This is a genomic window from Frankia sp. CcWB2 (assembly GCF_977927585.1).
In genome coordinates, this window is the sequence record NZ_CDWRCM010000013.1 from 32,190 (window position 1) to 34,561 (window position 2,372).

3 protein-coding genes and 1 tRNA gene are annotated in these 2,372 nt (G+C 68.6%); 1 reads left to right on the forward strand and 3 read right to left on the reverse strand.

Features of this window, described 5'->3' with window-relative positions; genetic code table 11:
- Positions 1–37: 37 nt before the first annotated feature.
- Positions 38–109, reverse strand: a tRNA-Gln gene (locus tag ACY45C_RS02975).
- 167 nt (positions 110–276) lie between these two features.
- Entirely contained in the window at positions 277–1,056 is a 780-nt protein-coding gene (locus tag ACY45C_RS02980) for a fumarylacetoacetate hydrolase family protein (RefSeq protein WP_462186125.1), read from the reverse strand.
- A gap of 303 nt (positions 1,057–1,359) precedes the next feature.
- Here ACY45C_RS02980 and ACY45C_RS02985 point away from each other — a divergent pair, with 303 nt between their 5' ends.
- Positions 1,360–1,623 (forward strand): hypothetical protein, encoded by a 264-nt coding sequence (locus ACY45C_RS02985; RefSeq protein WP_462186127.1) that lies wholly within the window; start codon positions 1,360–1,362, stop codon positions 1,621–1,623.
- Positions 1,624–1,729: 106 nt separating this feature from the next.
- On the opposite strand, the gene ACY45C_RS02990 is transcribed toward ACY45C_RS02985, so the two are convergent.
- On the reverse strand, positions 1,730–2,372 hold a 643-nt coding region (locus ACY45C_RS02990; protein ID WP_462186128.1), incomplete at its 5' end, for an alpha-isopropylmalate synthase regulatory domain-containing protein.

Consider the following 2,372-nt stretch of genomic DNA (forward strand, 5'->3'; position numbering starts at 1 on the left):
AGCGGCCAGTTTCGACCGAGCGGCAGATCTGATGCAGCTGGGGTACCAGGACTCGAACCTAGACTAACGGAGCCAGAATCCGTTGGGCTGCCAATTACCCCATACCCCATGGGCCCTGTTCGGGCGCTGCCTACTGTACCTCATGCAGACAGCACATCAGCGCGCCGGGGTGCCGATGCACGCCGGTCATCCCGTCACGTCCCGTGGCTGGGGCATCGGGAATGACCGGCAGCCACCCGACCGGCAGTCATCCGGCGGAGGATCGCGCCGCGGGCGCTAGCGAGCCGTTACCGGGTTGGTGAGCGTCCCGATGCCCTCGACGGTCACCGCCACCGTCTGCCCCGGTGACATCGGCCCCACGCCCGCGGGCGTTCCGGTCAGCAGCACGTCGCCGGGTAGCAGCGTCATGGCCGACGACATGTAGGCGATCAACGAGGGGACGTCGCGCAGCAGCAGGCCGGTTCGGGAGCTCTGGCGCAGTTCGCCGTCCAGGGTGGTGCGGATGGTCAGATCCGCCGGGTCGAGATCCGTCTCGATCCAGGGACCGAGGGGGCAGAAGGCGTCATGGCCCTTGGCCCGGGTCCACTGGCCGTCCGCCTTCTGCTGATCGCGAGCGGTCACGTCATTGGCGCAGGTATAGCAGAGCACCACTTCGAAGGCCCGTTCCACCGGGACGTCACGGCACAGCCGGCCGATGACGATCGCCAGCTCGCCCTCGAAGTCGACCCGCTCGCTGTCCGACGGAAGGGTGATCGGATCGCCCGGGCCGGCGACGCTGGTGGAGGGCTTGAGGAAGAGGATCGGACACTCGGGCGGGGTGTCACCGCCCATCTCCCAGACATGGTCGGCATAGTTCTTGCCCCCGCAGAGCACCTTGCTCGGCAGCACGGGAGCGAGCAGCCGCACGTCGCCGAGCCCCCGGCGGACGCCGGTGAAGGAGAACGGACCGAACGGATGCGGGGTGATGCCGGAGATCACGGCCGTACCCGCCTCGATCGACCCCTCCACGACCCCGAACCCAGGCTCCGAACCATCGGTAAACCTCGCAATACGCACCCCCAGACCGTACCGAGCCCGCGGAAGGAGCTGACCCGACCGGCCGGTGGGCGGCCCCGCCACACCGCGGGTATGACTCGTATGACCGACATGACCACGGCCGGGGCTGATCAAGTTCGCCAGAACGGTGACGAGTGACCGAGAATTAGGCTAGAACCCGCGCCTGGTCCACCAGCTGGTCCACCAGCGGATGGCAGCCACCCGCTCCCGCTGTCCCGTACTGACCAGATCCGACGCGGACGGCCGACATCACCGCGGAGCTGCCCGGCAAGTTACCCGGCAGAGGAAAGGGAAAGGAAAACGGTGAGCGAGACCGACACCACCCCCGTCTACGATGTCGGCGCACCCGAGCCGAAGCCGATCGACGAGGAACTGAGCGTCAAACTGGGCCACCTGGCCGAAGACGCGATCCTGCGGGGTAAACCCAACGGCGACGAGCGGTGCGACAACTGCCTATACTACCTGGACGCCGACAAGGACATCACCTACTGCTGGCACCCGAAGCTACGCGTTCTGGTCGGCGGCGACTGGTGGTGCCAGTGGTGGGAGGAGATCCCGCAGGACTGACCCACGTAGCCGGCGGCCCGGCCCGCGGCGGCGGGCTGCTCCGCGGGCGGTACAACGGGAGCACCCACGCCCGGGCGGGGCCACTCCCGGGGGTTGGGGCCCGGCGTCAGGCCGCGTCCGGGTCTGGGCGCTCTCCCTGCCGCCGCAGTCCGTAGTCGACGGCGTCCTCCAGGGCCGCCCAGGAGGCGGCGATGATGTTCTCGTCCACGCCGATCGTGTCCCAGCACTCGCGGCCGTCACTGGTTCCCACCAGGACCCGGGTCACCGCGCCGGTCCCCTGCTTGCCGTCGAGGATCCGAACCTTGTAGTCCACCAGGTCCAGATCGGCCAACCCCGGATATGCCTTCTCCAGCGCGTTGCGCAGTGCCGTGTCGAGAGCGTTGACCGGTCCGTTCCCCTCCGCCGTCGCGACGTGGCGTTCGCCGTGCGAGGTGAGCTTCACCGTCGCCTCGCTGACCACCTCGCCGCCCGGGCGCTGCTCGACGATGACGCGCCAGGATTCGAGGGTGTAGAACCGCTGCCGGCCGGCCACCTCGTCGCGCAGCAGGAGTTCGAAGGAGGCCTCCGCGGCCTCGTAGACGTACCCGGCCGCCTCCCGCTCTTTGACCAGGTCCACCACCCGTCCGAGCGCCTCACGCTGGTTCGACAGGTCAAGGCCGAGCTCACGGCCCTTCAGTTCGATGGTCGCCCGACCGGCGAGCTCCGAGACCAGCATCCTCATGTCACTGCCCACGACCGCCGGGTCGATG